The sequence below is a fragment of the Nocardioides sp. Soil_C_8 genome (assembly GCF_057656315.1).
Window position 1 is genome coordinate 361,224 of the sequence record NZ_JBDGKQ010000002.1, and the last position, 14,220, is coordinate 375,443.

The 14,220-nt window shown below is 71.8% G+C and carries 15 protein-coding genes and 1 riboswitch; of the genes, 9 read left to right on the forward strand and 6 right to left on the reverse strand.

Translation table 11 applies throughout. The features are described 5' to 3' along the window. Positions 1-8: 8 nt before the first annotated feature. From AC3A3L_RS11600 to AC3A3L_RS11615, 4 genes are all read left to right on the forward strand, one after another. Positions 9-902, forward strand: a complete 894-nt coding sequence (locus AC3A3L_RS11600) for a carbohydrate kinase family protein (protein ID WP_487640179.1) — start codon at positions 9-11, stop codon at positions 900-902. Then, the gene (locus tag AC3A3L_RS11605; RefSeq protein WP_487640180.1) at positions 902-1,804 is read left to right on the forward strand and encodes a pseudouridine-5'-phosphate glycosidase; all 903 of its coding nucleotides are present in this window, start codon (positions 902-904) and stop codon (positions 1,802-1,804) included. Before AC3A3L_RS11600 ends, AC3A3L_RS11605 begins: the two co-directional genes overlap by 1 nt. Before the next feature lie 54 nt (positions 1,805-1,858). Further along, positions 1,859-2,081: riboswitch (cobalamin riboswitch) on the forward strand. A 132-nt stretch (positions 2,082-2,213) separates the two neighbouring features. Then, a complete protein-coding gene (locus AC3A3L_RS11610) occupies positions 2,214-4,598 on the forward strand; it encodes a ribonucleoside-diphosphate reductase subunit alpha (RefSeq protein WP_487640181.1) in 2,385 nt (794 codons plus the stop codon). Continuing rightward, entirely contained in the window at positions 4,595-5,656 is a 1,062-nt protein-coding gene (locus AC3A3L_RS11615; RefSeq protein ID WP_487640182.1) for a ribonucleotide-diphosphate reductase subunit beta, read from the forward strand. Before AC3A3L_RS11610 ends, AC3A3L_RS11615 begins: the two co-directional genes overlap by 4 nt. 73 nt (positions 5,657-5,729) lie before the next feature. On the opposite strand, the gene AC3A3L_RS11620 is transcribed toward AC3A3L_RS11615, so the two are convergent. Continuing rightward, positions 5,730-6,125 carry a YccF domain-containing protein gene (locus tag AC3A3L_RS11620; RefSeq protein WP_487640183.1) on the reverse strand — a complete coding sequence of 132 codons (396 nt, stop codon included), beginning with the start codon at positions 6,123-6,125 and terminating at the stop codon, positions 5,730-5,732. 52 nt (positions 6,126-6,177) lie between these two features. Here AC3A3L_RS11620 and AC3A3L_RS11625 point away from each other — a divergent pair, with 52 nt between their 5' ends. Both AC3A3L_RS11625 and AC3A3L_RS11630 read left to right on the forward strand, forming a co-directional pair. Then, on the forward strand, positions 6,178-6,594 hold the full coding sequence (locus tag AC3A3L_RS11625; protein ID WP_487640184.1) for a VOC family protein: 417 nt from the start codon (positions 6,178-6,180) through the stop codon (positions 6,592-6,594). After that, on the forward strand, positions 6,591-7,181 hold the full coding sequence (locus AC3A3L_RS11630) for a GNAT family N-acetyltransferase (protein WP_487640185.1): 591 nt from the start codon (positions 6,591-6,593) through the stop codon (positions 7,179-7,181). Before AC3A3L_RS11625 ends, AC3A3L_RS11630 begins: the two co-directional genes overlap by 4 nt. 132 nt (positions 7,182-7,313) lie before the next feature. Here AC3A3L_RS11630 and AC3A3L_RS11635 read toward each other — a convergent pair whose 3' ends face one another. Beyond that, positions 7,314-9,422, reverse strand: a complete 2,109-nt coding sequence (locus tag AC3A3L_RS11635) for a glycogen debranching N-terminal domain-containing protein (RefSeq protein ID WP_487640186.1) — start codon at positions 9,420-9,422, stop codon at positions 7,314-7,316. 127 nt (positions 9,423-9,549) lie between these two features. On the opposite strand from AC3A3L_RS11635, the gene AC3A3L_RS11640 reads away from it, so the two are divergent. Both AC3A3L_RS11640 and AC3A3L_RS11645 read left to right on the forward strand, forming a co-directional pair. After that, positions 9,550-9,744: a hypothetical protein gene (locus AC3A3L_RS11640; protein WP_487640187.1), complete on the forward strand. Its 195-nt coding sequence runs from the start codon at positions 9,550-9,552 to the stop codon at positions 9,742-9,744. Beyond that, the gene (locus AC3A3L_RS11645; RefSeq protein ID WP_487640188.1) at positions 9,741-10,832 is read left to right on the forward strand and encodes a glycosyltransferase family 4 protein; all 1,092 of its coding nucleotides are present in this window, start codon (positions 9,741-9,743) and stop codon (positions 10,830-10,832) included. Before AC3A3L_RS11640 ends, AC3A3L_RS11645 begins: the two co-directional genes overlap by 4 nt. Before the next feature lie 152 nt (positions 10,833-10,984). On the opposite strand, the gene AC3A3L_RS11650 is transcribed toward AC3A3L_RS11645, so the two are convergent. From AC3A3L_RS11650 to AC3A3L_RS11665, 4 genes are read right to left on the reverse strand one after another with little or no spacing between them, the layout of a single operon-like run. Further along, entirely contained in the window at positions 10,985-11,299 is a 315-nt protein-coding gene (locus AC3A3L_RS11650; protein ID WP_487640189.1) for a phosphatase RsbU N-terminal domain-containing protein, read from the reverse strand. Continuing rightward, a complete protein-coding gene (locus AC3A3L_RS11655) occupies positions 11,296-11,676 on the reverse strand; it encodes an STAS domain-containing protein (protein ID WP_487640190.1) in 381 nt (126 codons plus the stop codon). Before AC3A3L_RS11655 ends, AC3A3L_RS11650 begins: the two co-directional genes overlap by 4 nt. Next, positions 11,666-12,601, reverse strand: coding sequence for an STAS domain-containing protein (locus tag AC3A3L_RS11660; RefSeq protein ID WP_487640191.1), 936 nt, complete (start codon positions 12,599-12,601; stop codon positions 11,666-11,668). Before AC3A3L_RS11660 ends, AC3A3L_RS11655 begins: the two co-directional genes overlap by 11 nt. Then, positions 12,598-13,674: a sigma-70 family RNA polymerase sigma factor gene (locus tag AC3A3L_RS11665; protein WP_487640192.1), complete on the reverse strand. Its 1,077-nt coding sequence runs from the start codon at positions 13,672-13,674 to the stop codon at positions 12,598-12,600. Before AC3A3L_RS11665 ends, AC3A3L_RS11660 begins: the two co-directional genes overlap by 4 nt. Before the next feature lie 236 nt (positions 13,675-13,910). Between AC3A3L_RS11665 and AC3A3L_RS11670 the strand changes: the two genes are divergently transcribed. Continuing rightward, a complete protein-coding gene (locus tag AC3A3L_RS11670; protein WP_487640193.1) occupies positions 13,911-14,168 on the forward strand; it encodes a hypothetical protein in 258 nt (85 codons plus the stop codon). The last annotated feature ends 52 nt before the right edge of the window (positions 14,169-14,220 follow it).

Consider the following 14,220-nt stretch of genomic DNA (forward strand, 5'->3'; position numbering starts at 1 on the left):
ATCTGCGCGTGAAGCAGTGGGTCGTGGTCGTCGGCGGGACCAACATGGACGTGGTCGCCCGCACCTCGGCGCCCCTCGTCGGGGCGACCAGCAACCCCGGCCACACCCGCATCTCCCCCGGCGGCGTCGGCCGGAACGTCGCGGCGTGCCTCGGCCTGCTCGGTGCGCCGGTGCGCCTGGTGTCCGCCGTCGGTGACGACGCGTTCGGCGACGAGGCGCTGCGGGTCACCGCCGCGTGCGGTGCCGACGTGGGCGCCGTACGCCGCGCGCCCGGGGCGACCGGCACCTACACCGCCGTGCTCGACGACCGCGGCGAGCTGGTGGCGGCGGTGTCCGACATGGCGATCGTCGACGAGCTCCAGCTGGAGACCGTCCACCTCACCGACGCGGCACTGGTCGTGCTCGACGGCAACCTCGCGCGCGACCAGGCGGCCCGGGTCGTCTCCGCCGCGGCGGCGGCCGGCGTCCCCCTCGCCTTCGAACCGGTCTCGGTCGCCAAGGCCGGGCGCCTGGCCGACCTGGTGCGCGACCTGTTCCTGGTCACGCCCAACACCGACGAGATCGCCGCCCTCACCGGCCGCGCCCCTGCCGACTGGCGGGCCGCCGTGACCGACCTGCACGAGCGCGGGGTCGAGCACGTCTGGCTGCGCCACGGAGCCGAGGGCTCGTGGATGTGCAGCCGCGGCGAGGAGCCGGTCCACCTGCCCGCCGTCCCGGCGACCGTCGTGGACGTGACCGGCGCGGGTGACGCGATGCTCGCCGCCTGGGTCGCGGCCTGGCTGCGGGGCGCGGACCCCGTCGAGGCCGCGCGCCTCGGGCACCGCGCCGCGGCCGCGACCGTCGAGAGCCCCCACACCGTCCGGCCCGACCTGGCCGACGCCATCCAGAAGGAGAACCGCTGATGCTGACCGTCACCGACGAGGTCCGCGACGCGCTCGCGTCCGGCCTGCCGGTCGTCGCGCTGGAGAGCACGATCATCAGCCACGGCATGCCCTACCCGCAGAACGTCGAGATGGCGCGCACCGTGGAGGGCATCGTCCGCGAGGGCGGCGCCGTGCCGGCCACGATCGCGGTGCTCCGCGGCCGGCCCAGCATCGGCCTCTCGCCCGACGACCTCGAGCTGCTCGCCTCCGACGAGTCGGTCATCAAGGTCTCGCTGCGCGACCTGCCCTACGTCGTGTCGCGCGGCCTGCACGGCGCGACGACCGTCGCCTCGACGATGCGGCTGGCGGCCCTGGCCGGCATCAGCGTCTTCGTCACCGGCGGGCTCGGCGGCGTGCACCGCGGCGCCGAGACGTCGTACGACGTGTCCGCCGACCTCACCGAGCTCTCCACGACCTCGGTCGCGGTGGTGTGCGCGGGCGTGAAGAGCATCCTCGACATCGGCCTGACGCTGGAGAAGCTCGAGACGCTGGGCGTGCCGGTCCTGGGCTACGGCACCGACGAGTTCCCGTCGTTCTACTCCCGCTCCTCCGGCTTCGGTGCGCCGATGCGCGTCGACTCCCCCGCCGAGGTCGCCGCGCTGATGCGGGCCAAGTGGGACCTCGGGCTGGCCGGCGGTGTCGTCGTCGCCAACCCGATCCCGGTCGAGTCCGAGATCCCGGCCGACGAGATCGGCGCGATCATCGACCGCGCGCTCGCCGACATGGACTCCCTCGGCATCGGCGGCAAGGACGCCACGCCCTACCTCCTGGGCCGCATCGTCGAGATCAGCGAGGGCGCCTCCCTGACCGCCAACATCGCGCTCGTCGAGCACAACGCGCGCCTCGGCGCGGCGATCGCGCGGGAGCACGCCGCCCGCTGAGGCACCGACACGCCGACACAAGATGTGGTCCCACACTTCGTGACCACCCCTACATATGGTGGTCGACGCAGCTGGTTCGGCGCGTCAGCCAGGCGTGTCGAGGCAAGAGGGAACCCGGTGTGAGTCCGGGACTGCCCCGCAGCGGTGAGTGGGAACGACAGCCGTCACACAGCACTGGGTCGCCAGACCTGGGAAGCGACGGCCGGTAGGGGTCGACCGGACGAGTCCGGGAGGCGTGCCCGCGAGTCCGAAGACCTGCCAGCGCACCGTGCCCGACCGGGCGCGGTGGTCCGAGGCCTCGTGGGAAGGCCGGTGGGCTCGTACGACGCTGCGCCCGCGCGGTCGTCGTACCCCCTCACTCCTCCCCGCGACCCCGGACCTCCCCAGGACCGACCTCGCGAGGAGAGAAATGACGGTCACCACCGCACCGGGACGCACGTCCATGCAGGTGCGCAAGCGCAACGGCGACAGCGAGCCCGTCGACGTCAACAAGATCGTGCGGGCCGTCGACCGGGTCAGTGCCGACCTGGCCGACGTCGACCCCATGCGCGTCGCGACCCGCACCATCAGCGGGCTCTACGACGGCGCCACCACCGCCGAGCTCGACCGGCTGTCCATCCAGACGGCCGCCGAGATGATCGGCGAGGAGCCGCAGTACTCCCGGCTGGCGGCTCGCCTGCTGTCGGGCTACATCGACAAGGAGGTGCGCAACCAGGGCGTGATGTCGTTCAGCCAGTCCGTGGCGCTCGGCCACGCCGAGGGGCTGATCGGCGACGACACCGCCCGCTTCGTCAAGGACAACGCCCGCAAGCTCGACTTCGCGATCGACGTCGACGGCGACCGGCGCTTCGAGTACTTCGGCCTGCGGACGGTCTACGACCGCTACCTGCTGCGGCACCCGTCGAGCCGGCTGGTCGTCGAGACGCCGCAGTACTTCCTGCTCCGCGTCGCGTCCGGGCTGGCGGAGTCGCCCGGCGAGGCCATCGGCTTCTACCGGCTGATGTCGTCGCTGGCCTACCTGCCGTCGTCGCCCACGCTCTTCAACTCCGGCACCCGGCACACCCAGATGTCGTCGTGCTACCTCGTCGACAGCCCGCGCGACGACCTCGACTCGATCTACGCGCGCTACGCACAGGTGGCGAAGCTGTCGAAGTTCGCCGGCGGGATCGGGATCGGCTTCTCCCGGGTCCGCTCGCGCGGCGCCCTGATCCGGGGCACCAACGGCCAGTCCAACGGCATCGTGCCGTTCCTGCGCACCCTCGACGCGTCGGTCTCCGCGGTCAACCAGGGCGGCCGGCGCAAGGGGGCCGCGTGCGTCTACCTCGAGCCATGGCACCCCGACGTCGAGGAGTTCCTCGAGCTGCGCGACAACACCGGCGAGGACGCGCGTCGCACCCACAACCTCAACCTCGCCAACTGGGTGCCCGACGAGTTCATGCGGCGGGTCGAGGCCGACGCCGACTGGTCGCTCATCGACCCCGACCAGGCACCCGAGCTGCCCGACCTGTGGGGCGAGGCCTTCGACGAGGCCTACCGTCGCGCCGAGGCGGAGGGTCGCGTCGTGCGGCAGGTCAAGGCGCGCGACCTCTACGCCAGGATGATGCGCACGCTCGCGCAGACCGGCAACGGCTGGATGACCTTCAAGGACGCCAGCAACCGCACCTGCAACCAGACCCGCGACGCCGCGGGCGGGCCGGTCGTGCACCTGTCCAACCTGTGCACCGAGATCATCGAGGTGTCCTCCGACGGCGAGACCGCGGTGTGCAACCTCGGCTCGGTCAACCTGGCCCAGCACCTGACGGCCGACGGCATCGACTGGGACAAGCTGCGCGAGACCGTGCGCACGGCGGTCCCGCTGCTCGACCGGGTGATCGACATCAACTACTACCCGAGCGACGAGTCGGCGGCGTCCAACCCCCGCTGGCGGCCCGTCGGGCTCGGGCTGATGGGGCTCCAGGACGCCTTCTTCGCGCTGCGCCTGCCGTTCGACTCCCCCGAGGCCCGCGAGCTCTCCACCCGCGTGCAGGAGGAGATCTACCTGACCGCCCTCGAGGTGTCGGTCGACCTCGCCCGCCGCCACGGGCCGCACCCGGCGTACGCCGAGACGCGCGCCGCCGCGGGCGTGCTCCAGCCCGACCACTGGGACGCATCGCCGGCGCAGGCCGAGCGGTGGACCGCGCTGCGCGAGGCGGTCGCCGAGCACGGGCTGCGCAACTCGCTGCTCGTCGCGATCGCGCCGACGGCGACCATCGCGTCGATCGCGGGCTGCTACGAGTGCATCGAGCCGCAGGTGTCCAACCTGTTCAAGCGCGAGACCCTGTCGGGAGAGTTCCTCCAGGTCAACGCCGCCCTCACCCGCGAGCTCAAGTCGCGTGGGCTCTGGACGCCGGAGGTGCGCGAGGCGATCAAGCGGGCCGAGGGGTCCGTCCAGGGCCTCACCCAGCTGCCCGACGACGTCCGCGAGCTCTACCGCACCGCGTGGGAGCTGCCGCAGCGGGCGCTCATCGACATGGCCGCCGCGCGGTCGCCGTACGTCGACCAGAGCCAGTCGCTGAACCTCTTCATCGCCGGCCCGTCGATCGGGAAGCTCTCGTCGATGTACCTCCACGCGTGGAAGTCCGGGCTCAAGACGACCTACTACCTCCGCTCGCGCCCCGCGACGCGGATCCAGCAGACGACGGTGTCCGTCGTCGAACCCGCTCCCCCGACCACCCTGACCACCCTGACCATCTCGGACGACGAGGCGCTCGCCTGCTCGCTCGAGAACCCCGAGAACTGCGAGGCCTGCCAGTGACCGCCACCGAGAGCGCCCCCGAGACCACCGAGACCGTCGCCACCGACCACTCCGAGACCCGGATGCTGCTCGACCCGGGGATGAACCTCACCCTGCGGCCGATGCGCTACCCGCACTTCTACGACCGCTACCGCGACGCGATCAAGAACACCTGGACCGTCGAGGAGGTCGACCTGCACTCCGACCTCAAGGACCTCGCCCGGCTCAGCGACGCCGAGCGGCACCTCGTGTCCCGCCTGGTGGCGTTCTTCGCGACCGGCGACACCATCGTGGCGAACAACCTGGTGCTCAACCTCTACCAGCACATCAACTCGCCCGAGGGCCGGCTCTACCTGTCGCGCCAGCTCTTCGAGGAGGCGGTGCACGTGCAGTTCTACCTGACGCTGCTCGACACCTACGTGCCCGACGAGAAGGAGCGCCACGAGGCGTTCGCCGCCGTCGACAACATCCCGTCGATCAAGGCCAAGGCCGACTTCTGCTTCCGGTGGATCGACTCGGTCTTCGACCTCGACGCGCTCGAGACCCGGGAGCACCGCCGGAAGTTCCTGCTCAACCTCATCTGCTTCGCGGCCGTGATCGAGGGGCTGTTCTTCTACGGGGCGTTCGCGTACGTCTACTTCCTGCGCTCGCGCGGCTTCCTCAACGGCCTCGCGTCGGGCACCAACTGGGTGTTCCGCGACGAGTCGATGCACATGGCGTTCGCCTTCGACGTGGTCGACACGGTGCGCGAGGAGGAGCCCGAGCTGTTCGACGAGGAGATGGCGGCGCAGGTCCGCCAGATGCTGGTCGACGGCGTCGACGCGGAGGCACAGTTCGCGGAGGACCTCCTCGGCGGCGGGGTCGCCGGGCTGTCGACGGCCGACATGCGCTCCTACCTGGAGTACGTCGCCGACCGCCGGATGGAGCGCCTCGGCCTCCCGGTCATCTACGGCTCGAAGAACCCGCTCGCGTTCATGGAGCTGCAGGACGTGCAGGAGCTGTCGAACTTCTTCGAGCGCAAGGTCTCGGCCTACCAGGTCGGCGTCACCGGCGCGGTCGGGTTCGACGAGGACTTCTGAGCGCCGCACGTGCGGCGGTCGTGGCCCTCGATCCGGAGATTCCGGGGCCACTCCCGCCGCACGTGCGCGGCCGTCAGCGGCGGTCGAACTCGCCGCTGCTGGTGGGCACGATGTCCTTGCCGAGCGGCGCCAGCGAGATCGGGATGAGCTTGAGGTCGGCGATGGCCAGCGGGATGCCGATGATCGTGATCGCGAGCGCCACCGCCGACACGATGTGCGCGATCGCCAGCCACCACCCGGCCAGCACGAACCAGATCACGTTGCCGAGGAACGAGCCGACGCCGGCCGACGGCTTGGCGACGACGGTCCGGCCGAACGGCCAGAGGGCGTACGCCGCGATCCGGAAGGACGCGATCGCCCACGGGATCGTGATGATCGGGACGCACAGCAGCACGCCGGCCAGCACGTAGCCGAGGAACAGCCAGAAGCCACCGAAGACCAGCCACACGACGTTGAGGAGCAGGCGCACACCGCGATCAAACCAGACTGACGGCTGCGCGCGAGCGTGCTTGGATCGCCCCATGGCCTCCCGACTGACCGAGATCTCGCTCGACTGCCACGACCCCGACCGGCTCGCCGACTTCTGGTGCGCGGTCCTGGGCTGGGAGGTCGTCCACCAGGAGCCCGGCCTCGTGGAGATCTCACCGGCGAGGGTCGAGGACCAGGCCCTGCTCGACGCCGTACGGTCCGGGCCGGTCTGCCCGACGATCTTCTTCGCGAAGGTCGACGAGCCGAAGACGGTCAAGAACCGCTCGCACTTCGACGTCTCCCCCGTCGACGTGTCCCAGGAGGAGGAGGTCGAGCGCATCCTCGCCCTGGGCGCCACGCGGGCCGACATCGGGCAGACGGGCGAGGAGTCGTGGACGGTGCTCGCCGACCCCGAGGGCAACGAGTTCTGCGTTCTCCGCAGCCTCGCGCCGGGTCACTTCTCGCTGTGAGCACGCCGGCCGAGGCCACCGACGCCGGGAGCGGGCTTCCCGTCCGCCTGCCCATCGAGACCGAGCGGCTCCTCCTGCGCGCCCACCGGATGGGCGACCTCGACGACCTGGCCGCCTTTCACGGCGACCCCGAGGTGGTGCGCTACGTCCCGTGGCCCGTCCGCGACCGTGCGGCGACCGAGGAGACCCTCCGGGTCAAGCTCACCCAGACCGAGCTCGTCGCCCACGGCCAGTGGCTGGTGCTCGCCGTCGAGCTGCGCTCGACCGGCACCGTGATCGGCGAGGTGCTGCTCAAGTGGGCCTCCGACCGGCAGGGCGAGGTCGGGTTCGCGTTCGGCCGCGACCACCACGGACAGGGCTACGCCACCGAGGCCGCCACGGCGATGCTGCGGCTCGGCTTCGACGACCTCGGCTTCCACCGGATCACGGCTGTCTGCATCGAGGAGAACGTCGCGTCGGCGCGGCTGCTGGCCAGGCTCGGCATGCGGCAGGAGGCGCGCCTGGTCGACAACGTGTTCTTCAAGGACGCGTGGGCCACCCAGCTGGTGTTCGCGATGCTCGAGGACGAGTGGCGAGCCCGGGAGTGACGCGGCCCCGTCGGTCGCGTGCAACGACCGGCGGGGCCTCGACCGTTCCCCCTGTCGGCCACCTCGACTTCTACCCGACGCCCGCGCAGCGATTCCACACCCTGAGGGCGGATGGACAGACCCTCCCCGGGATCAGCCCGCCAGGACCTCCCCGCGCCCGCCCTGGACGCGCACCGACACCTTCGTGCCTCCGAAGTCGAGCCGCTCGACCAGCAGGTCCGGGGCGCCGCTGAGGTCGGTACGGGCCAGCTCGAGCGCCGACCGGTCCGCCGTCGGCCGCAGGCCCAGCATGCTGCGGACGTTGAGCAGGACGGACGCCGACGCCCACGCCTGGGGAGAGCACGAGGACGGGTAGGCCACCGGCACCGGCACGTCGGCCCGGGACACACCGGCGAAGAGCTCCGGGGGACGGCCGTCGAAGCGGCTCGCGGCCTCCAGCGCCCCGTCGACGAGCAGGTCGACGGCGTCCCAGCACCCGTAGCGGGCAGCGCCGGCGATGCAGATGGCCGTGTCGTGCGGCCACACCGAGCCGTTGTGGTAGCTCAGCGGGTCGTAGGCGCCCATGGTGGAGGCCAGCGTGCGCAGGCCCCACCCGGTCCACAGCTCGGCGCCGACCAGCCTCTCGACGTACGCGCGTGCCTTGTCGTCGTCCGCGATGCCGCACCACAGTGCGTGGCCGGGGTTGGTCGTCAGCGCGTCGATCGGGTGCCCGTCCCCGTCCAGGCCGACGACGAAGTGGCCACGTCGGTCCCAGAAGGTGTCGTTGAAGCGCTCCTTCAGCGCCTCGGCCTCCCGCCGCAGCTCGTCGGCGTGGTGACCGATGTCGACGTGGTCGGCGATCTCCGCGGCTCCGCACAGCGCGCTGTAGGCGTAGCCCTGCACCTCGACGAGGGCCAGCGGTCCCTGCGGGAACGTGCCGTCCGCGCGGTTGATGCCGTCCCAGGAGTCCTTCCAGCCCTGGTTCTCCAGGCCACGCGGGTCACGCCTGAGGTAGTCGAGGAAGCCGTCCCCGTTGCTGTCCCCTGCGCCCAGGGTCCAGTCGACCGCTCGGCCGACGGCCGGGGCGAGGCGGCCCAGGGCGTCCTCGTCGAGGGCGCGCCAGCGCCAGGCCTCGGCGGCGAGCCCCACGAACAGCGGGGTGGCGTCCACGGTGCCGTAGTAGCGGCTCCGCGACGAGAACGGGCCGCTGCCGCCGTGCCGGCGCAGCTCGTGGATGATCCGGCCCGGCTGCTCCTCGGACGCGGGGTCGTCCGACGTCCCCTGGAGGTCGGCGAGGCTGGCGAGCACGCCTCCGGCCAGGGAGGCGTCGAACGGCAACGTCATCCACGACGTCAGCAGCGAGTCGCGGCCGAACAGGGTCATGAACCACGGCGCGCCGGCCGCCACGACCGGACGGTCCGGGTGGGCCTCGTCCACGATCCGCAGCGCTGCCAGGTCGGCCAGTGCCTGGTCGACCGCCATGGGCACGCGGGCGTCCAGGGAGGCGGCCGTGGGGACTCCTGCGCGCCAGGCCTCCACCTGACGAACGGCGGTGGCCCCCGGCGCGGGCGGCTCCAGCCGGGCGGGCACACCGGCCGAGACCGGGCGGACCTCCACCCTGAGCGTGACGTCCTCCCGTTCGTCGATCCGCAGGTCCCACGACGCCGTGCTTCGTCCTTGGTCGACCTCGTCGGGCGCGGGGCTGAGCACCACCTCGGTGCTGTCCCCGGCGCCCGTGCCCTGCTCCTCCGGTGACTCCAGGACCCATCCGTCCGTGGTGCGCACGGCGCTGGCGCGCCGCTCGGTCGGAGCCCCGGTCTTCACGTCGAAGACGTGGGCGAAGTCGGCGGCGACCTCGAGCTCGATCCGTACGACGACCGGCCGCGGGTGCGGGTTGCTGAGGGTCAGCTCCTCGACGAGGCCGCCCGAGAGCCAGCGTCGGCGCACTGCCAGCACCTCGGCCACTGCCCCTCGGGCATCGCCGGCACCACCGTCCCCCTCCTGCACGTCCGTGACGACCCGCGAGACGACCACGGCCGACATGGGCGTGGGAGTGCTGGCCGCCAGCAGCTCGGTGCGGCCGCCCACCACCGCCAGCCGCAGCCGGCTGAGGTGACGCAGGTCGTCGTAGACGAGCCCGTGCGTGGCCGCGACCATGTCGCCGCCCTCGTCGCTGATGGAGAAGCTGCGCCCGTCCACCGTCACGAGGTCGTGACGACCACCGACCGGGACCGCGTCCGCCGAGAGATGTAGCTCAGACATCCATGCACAGTGCCCCATCTCCGCCACCGAATGCACCCCTGCGAGTGTTTACCCGACCTCCCTGCCCGCCGATGCTGAGGACGGGCCGGTCGGCGCACCCGAGGCGTCACCGGGGAGGGAGACACCGATGAGCACCGTGTTCGAGTACCCGTGCCCGGCGTGCGGGCAGCGCATGGACGTCCGGCGCGACGGAGACGTCGAGTGCGTCGCGTGCGACGCCCGCTACCACGCCCGCATGGGCTACCTCCTGCCCCTGCCGCGGGACGGCTCGAAGGTGACCCCGGCCGTGGCCGGCGGACCGACGACAGGTGGAGGGCCATGAGGATCGCGCAGGTCGCCCCGCTCTACGAGGCGGTCCCGCCGGGCGCCTACGGCGGGACCGAGCGCATCATCGCCACCCTGTGCGACGGCCTGGTCGAGATGGGCCACGACGTGACCCTCTTCGCGCCGCGGACCTCCGAGACCGGTGCCGCGCTCGAGGCGTACGACGACCCGCTGCGCGAACGCTTCGACGGCGACCAGCTGACCAACCTGGCGCCCCACCTGCACCTCAAGATGCTGGCGGACCTCTACGCGCGGCGTGACGAGTTCGACGTCGTCCACTCGCATCTCGACATCTGGACCTTCCCCTTCGCGCAGCTCTTCGAGACGCCGACCGTCCTCACCATGCACGGCCGCCTGGACCTCGACTTCCTGCGCGACCTCCTGCCGAGGTACGGCTCGGTGCCGCTGGTGTCGATCAGCGACGACCAGAGGCGGGCCGTGGCCGACCTCGACCTGAGCTGGGCGGCGACGGTCCACAACGGCCTCGACTTCGCCTCCTACCGGGACGTGACGCACGACCCCGACGGCTACCTGGGCTTCGTCGGTCGCATCGCCGAGGAGAAGGGCCCCCTGTCCGCCATCGAGGTCGCGCGGCGCTCCGGCCTGCACCTGCGGGTCGCCGCCAAGGTCGATCCCCTCGACGAGCCCTACTACGAGGAGGAGGTGGCACCGGTCATGGGCGACGACGTCGACTTCGTGGGCGAGATCGACGAGCAGCAGAAGCCGCCGTTCTACGCCGGCGCCCGTGCGACGCTCTTCCCCAGCGACTGGCCCGAGCCGTTCGGCCTCGTCATGATCGAGTCCATGGCCGCCGGCACTCCGGTCATCGCGCTGCGGCGCGGGTCGGTGCCGGAGGTGGTCGAGGACGGCGTCTCGGGCTTCATCTGCGACGACGTCGACGAGATGGTCGACGCGGTGGGGCGCGTCGGCGACATCGACCCCGATGCGTGTCGCCGACGCGCCGAGAAGTTCTCGGCCGGGGCGATGTGCCGTGGCTACGTCGAGGTGTACGAGCAGCTTTCGCGGGCGTCGTCGGGGGACACCCACATCCCGGCCCAGAGGCGGGAGCGCGTCCCGACCAGCTGACCGACTGCGCCGTCGCACGGACCGAACGAGGCGGCACGACGCTCGCCCACGCGTACGACGACCAAGCCCGGATGGGTTCGGTCCGATCGACGGCAGCGCTCGGGAGCACCACGCCGCCCTCGCTCGCCTGACCCGTCGCCTACTGACCTCGATCAGCGACGCGGGGCGTCCCGCTGGGTGTCCAGGAAGCCGCGCTGCGCGACCTCGAAGGACGCGACGAGGTCGATGAGGAGGGCGGCGGCCGCCTCGGCCAGGGCCGGGACCTCGTCGGGGTCGCGGACCGAGGTGAGCACGTCGAGGAACAGGTCGTTGTGCACGCGGACGACGTCGAGCAGTCCGACCGACTCCTCCATCGCGCGACGTCCGAGCTCGTAGGCCGCCTGCAGCCCGGACTCGTCGCGCCGGGAGAGGTGGCGCAGGAAGAGCGGCGCGTAGTCGAGGCGGAAGCGCTCGAGCGGGTCGCTCACGTGCCCAGCCACTCCAGCCCCTCCTCGAGGTCGAGCGCGGTCTGCGTCAGCGGGATGCGCACGCCCAGCCGCACCAGCGTGATGGCCACGTCCGGCGCGATGCCGACGATCACGGTCCGGGCCCCACGCAGCTGCGCCATGTAGGCGAGGTCGGCGAGCGTGCGGGCGGCGAAGGAGTCGAGGACGTCCAGCGCTGCCACGTCGATGAGGATGCCGCGGCAGCGGTCGCGCCCCACCCGCTCGAGGAGGTCGCGCTGGAGCCGCTCGAGCTGCTCGTCGTCGAGAGCCGCGTGGATCGAGACGATGAGGTTCGGCCCCTGCGACAGGATCGACGCAGGCAGGGGCGCGTGGGGTGCGGTAGGGAGGTCAGTCGGCATCCGGCACCTTCGAGACCCGGAACCCGAGCTGTCGTTCCGCCTCCTCGATCCCGCCCTGGAGGTCGCCGACGGTGTGCATCTTGCTCAGGTCGACACCGATGGTGACGAGCGTCTGGGCGATCTCCGACGACAACCCGGTGATGATGACGTCCGCGCCCATGAGCCGGGAGGCGGTGACCGTGTCGACGAGGGAGTTGGCCACGTTCTCGTCCATGTCCGGCACGCCCGTGACGTCGATGACCACGAGCTTGGCCCGGTGTGCGCGGATCCCGTGCAGGAGCTGCTCGGTGAGCTGCTGGGCCCGGGTCTGGTCGAGCACGCCGATGATGGGCAGGATCAGCAGTCGCTCGCGCACCTGCAGCACGGGCGTCGAGAGCTCCAGCAGCGCGTCCTGCTGGTCACGGATGACCCGTTCGCGCTGCTCGACGAAGCTGACCGCCACCGTGTTGGCGATGCGGTTGGCCGCCGGCTCGTAGGCGTCGAGCACCCGGTTCAGCAGCTCGAAGTCGTCGCGGTACTTCTCGAAGAGCGAGCGGGCCAGGACGTCGCGCAGCAGGAGGACGATCCCGATGACCTCGTGGGTCTCGACGCCGCGCGGGATGATGCGCTCGGAGAGGTCGCGCGCGTAGTGCTGGAGCGCCTTGACGCTGCCGGTCTCGAGCACCTCGACGTAGTTGTCGTACACCGAGGTCGCCTCCGAGAAGACCTCCTGGTTCGTCATCGACGAGAGCAGGTGGGCGTCGGTGATCCGCTCCGCCCACTGCTGCCGGAGCTGGGTCCGGTTGTCGCGCAGGTGGGCCACCAGCTCGGGCAGCAGGAGCTCGTCGCCACGATCGGGCTCGGCGCCGGTGGTGGTGCTGGTCTCGTCGGTCATGACGTCGTCGCCTTTCGTCCGCTGCTCGGTGTCGGGTGCTGATCGGGTCATCTCAACCACTTCTCCATCGTCACGGTGGTCCCCTCCCCGGGGACCGAGCTCAGGTGGAACCGGTCCATCAGGCGCTTGGCGCCGGGGAGGCCGAGCCCGAGGCCGTGGTAGGTGCTGTAGCCGTCACGCAGCGCCACGTCGGGGTCCGTGATCCCCGGACCCACGTCGCGCGCGACCACCCGGACGCCTCGTCGTCCGTCCTCGGTCACCAGGTGGATCGCCACCTCGCCGCGCTCGGCGAACTTGACGATGTTGCGGCTGATCTCGGAGATCGCGGTGGCGATGAGCGTCTGCTCCGAGGAGGAGAAGCCGGCGCCGGCAGCGACCTCACGACCCTGCTGCCGCGCCGTCACGACATCGGCGTCCCGCGACACCGGCACCCGCACCACGCCCTCCTCGGCCGGTTGCCCGCGCCGCTCGAAGAGCCGGTCGGCGAGCTGGCTGCACGTGTCGCACTCCAGCAGGTGCCCGTTGACGTCCAGCTCGCGCTGGCGCCGCCGGTCGCTGCTCGACAGGGCCCTCAGCACGGGTCGGCAGCGGTCGGTCGGGGGGTCGACGGCCTCGGCGGCCAGGAGGTACTCGACCCGGAGGCTGGCGCGGGCCCGACTCAGTCGCGCGGCCACCGCGCCGGGCGTGGACCCCAGCTCGGCCGCCAGCGTGCGGGTGTCCTGGCCGTGCACCTCGTGGGCCACGAGGAGGTCCCGGTCCTCCGAGGAGAGCTGGTCCAGTGCCGCAGCGACGAACTCGCGGTCCTCCTGCAGCAGCAGCTCGTCCGTGGGTGGCGGCGCGTCGGCGGGCTCGGCGAGCAGGTGCGACCGACTCCGCGCACGGTCGTTGCGCTCGGCGTACGACGCCACGACGTGGCGCGCCGTGACCGCTGCATAGTGGTGCAGCTTGTCCGGGTCGACGCGCCTGGAGGAGGACATCAGCCTGGCCAACGTCTCCTGGACCAGGTCCTCGACCGTGTACGGGTCCTTGATCCTGGCCCCGACCACGCGGCGAAGCACGGGGACGAGCTCGACGACGACGTCCTCGTCGTAGGGCTGGTCCCCTCGCACGGCCTCGCTCGCCACGCAGTCCTCCTCTCCGCCGAGAAGCAGGACCTGCGGCCCCTTGGGTAGACCTCCACGAGTCTATGACCGGCCTCGGCCGCACGCATGACGCGAACCTCCTTTCGGGCGGGCCCGGACCCGGCCCGGCGGAGCGCTCGACCGGACGCCTGCCGGGCGCCGGGCCGCCTCCGCCCCGCGTCATCCGTCGCCCGTCCGCCGGTCACAGGGGTGTGGCGCACAGCAACAGGAGGACGGACGTGACGACGTACGACGGTCAGCAGGGTGGCGACGCAGCACCGCAGGTGCCGGATGGCGATCTCGAGCAGCGGGTGCGGGAGCTGGAGGTGCAGGTGACGGCGCTGGCCGCGGCCGTCGACGCCGCCTCGCGGATGCAGGTCGCGACACCTCGCCGGGTGGACCAGGACATCAGGCTCGTCGGCGGACGCCTCGTCCGCCGGATCCTCGAGAAGGCCCGTCTCGTCGAGGACTACCGCGAGACGCGCCGCGCCGGATAGACACCGGCGGCGCCGCGCGTACAACCCCCCGCCGCGGCGCCGTCGGTCCCCA

Bases quoted from the DNA above. Each gene is read 5' to 3' on its own strand.
- AC3A3L_RS11605 (WP_487640180.1), top strand. From the start codon at position 902: ATGCTGACCGTCACCGACGAGGTCCGCGACGCGCTCGCGTCCGGCCTG.
- AC3A3L_RS11610 (WP_487640181.1), top strand. From the start codon at position 2,214: ATGACGGTCACCACCGCACCGGGACGCACGTCCATGCAGGTGCGCAAG.
- AC3A3L_RS11625 (WP_487640184.1), top strand. From the start codon at position 6,178: ATGGCCTCCCGACTGACCGAGATCTCGCTCGACTGCCACGACCCCGAC.
- AC3A3L_RS11635 (WP_487640186.1), bottom strand. From the start codon at position 9,422: ATGTCTGAGCTACATCTCTCGGCGGACGCGGTCCCGGTCGGTGGTCGT.
- AC3A3L_RS11640 (WP_487640187.1), top strand. From the start codon at position 9,550: ATGAGCACCGTGTTCGAGTACCCGTGCCCGGCGTGCGGGCAGCGCATG.
- AC3A3L_RS11645 (WP_487640188.1), top strand. From the start codon at position 9,741: ATGAGGATCGCGCAGGTCGCCCCGCTCTACGAGGCGGTCCCGCCGGGC.
- AC3A3L_RS11655 (WP_487640190.1), bottom strand. From the start codon at position 11,676: ATGCCGACTGACCTCCCTACCGCACCCCACGCGCCCCTGCCTGCGTCG.
- AC3A3L_RS11660 (WP_487640191.1), bottom strand. From the start codon at position 12,601: ATGACCCGATCAGCACCCGACACCGAGCAGCGGACGAAAGGCGACGAC.